Genomic DNA, 1,867 nt, shown 5'->3' on the forward strand with positions numbered 1-1,867 from the left:
AAAGCGGGGGAGATGATATGGTTTTCACGACCAATAAAGCAAATATATATGCTGCAGCTTATGCTTTTCTATTAGATTTTAAAAGAATTATTCTCATCAAAAAATTAAAAAATTGTTACACGGTTGGTGATTTTTTCTGTGACGCTGATGATATGGTTCATTTGGTTGCTCATGTTGAGGGCACAATGAATGCATAGATTTTTTTTCACTTTTATTGTTGCGGTTATTTTGTGCCTTTTCTCGTTGCCGAGTTTTGCCCAAAACATTCGTGAGAAAGCGATTAATCAATCAGAGAGCATCCAACGACAACAAACGCAACAACAACGTTTTCAGCAATTGCAGCGTAAAAACAAAACCCATGGGGTCTTTTTGCCAGATGATGATACCACATCTGCCTATGGTGCTTCGCCTAGTACAACCTGTTTGCTGATTAAAAACATTGAATTTGTTGGTGCTCAGTTGATTTCTCACACCGACCTTCATGAAGCCATTTCTCTTTGGGAAGGACGGTGTTTGGGGATTGCCGAAATCAATAAAGTGCTCAAAGCGGTGACCAAGCTTTATATGAAGCGCGGCTATATTGCGGTGCGGGCTTATTTGCCTGAGCAAGATTTAAGCGGCGGTCATCTCAAGATTGTTGTTGTTGAAGGTGTGATGGAAGATATTACCCTTGATGGGCATAAAGTTGGAAGGAAATCTCAAGGAGAAATCACCACGGCTTTTCCAAACCTTATTGGGAAGCCGATCAATCTGCGCCAGATAGAGCAAGGGCTTGATCAAATCAATCGGCTTTTCTCACGCCAAGCTACCATTAATCTTGGTGCGGGGAGCAATTCGGGTGGTTCGATACTCGATGTTCATATTGATAAGCAGAAGCCGTGGCTCCTTACACTTTCCAGTGATAATCTTGGTGCTAAAGCAACAGGGCTTTACCAAACGCGTGTTAGCCTTTCTTTTGATGATTTATTAGGGATCAATGATCAATGGTCGTTTAGTTATCAGCGCTCCATGAATGGTGGTCCGTATCATTTTTCAGGCAAGCGTCCCAATAGTGATACGATAACGGGTTCCTTTTCCATTCCCTATGGCTATTGGACGGTAGGTCTTGATGGGACGTGGAGCCAATATCATTCGAGTGTTAAGGGAATATTTTCTGATATTGATACTGCCGGTAAATCTTTATCGCTTACACCGTGGATTTCACGGGTTATAGACCGTGATCAAGAGGGAAAGACATGGATTACAGGACGGTTGACATGGAAATATTCCGATAATTTTATTATGGGCAGCAAGGTTGATGTTTCCAGCCGTAAACTAGCTATTGCAACATTAGAGCTTGATCATTCGCGCAAGTGGCTTGGAGGAGAATTAAGCGCGCATATAGGGTTTCATAAAGGGTTGGCAATTCTTGGGGCTTATGACGATAAAGAGCAAGAGAATGCAACAAAAAATTCACCCAAAGGGCAATTTTCCAAATTGTCTTTTTCCCTAAGTTACGTGCGTCCTTTTTCGCTCAATCAGCATAATTTTCGCTATAACACACTGTTTTCAGGACAATTATCACCCGACACATTGTTTAGTTCCGAGCAACTGTCGCTTGGAGGTTCCTCTTCTGTGCGTGGTATGCGTGAGGCGATTTATTACGGCAATAATGGGGCGTTTTGGCGCAATGAATTATCGCTGTTGTTGCCAGGTTTTTCTTCGAGCATGGGGCGTAAATTTATGAGCCAATTTGCACCGTATATGGCGCTTGATCTGGGGGCAGTGGCCAATGATTTAAGCAAAAACAGTTTTGGCGGTAGTTTGGTAGGAGCAACTCTTGGTTTCCATTCAACTGGAGATATTACGGATGTTGATGTGTCATATT

The 1,867-nt window shown here is 42.4% G+C and carries 2 protein-coding genes; both read left to right on the forward strand.

Annotated elements, in window-relative coordinates; all coding sequences use genetic code 11:
* A partial coding sequence (locus PVV68_RS10255) for a hypothetical protein (protein WP_273783023.1) occupies nucleotides 1–197 on the forward strand: 197 nt, incomplete at its 5' end.
* Nucleotides 190–1,867: ShlB/FhaC/HecB family hemolysin secretion/activation protein (locus PVV68_RS10260; protein ID WP_273783024.1), on the forward strand; the 1,678-nt coding region annotated here is incomplete at its 3' end. The genes PVV68_RS10255 and PVV68_RS10260, both read left to right, overlap by 8 nt.

The sequence above is a fragment of the Bartonella sp. ML69XJBT genome, assembly GCF_028618515.1.
GTDB lineage: Bacteria > Pseudomonadota > Alphaproteobacteria > Rhizobiales > Rhizobiaceae > Bartonella.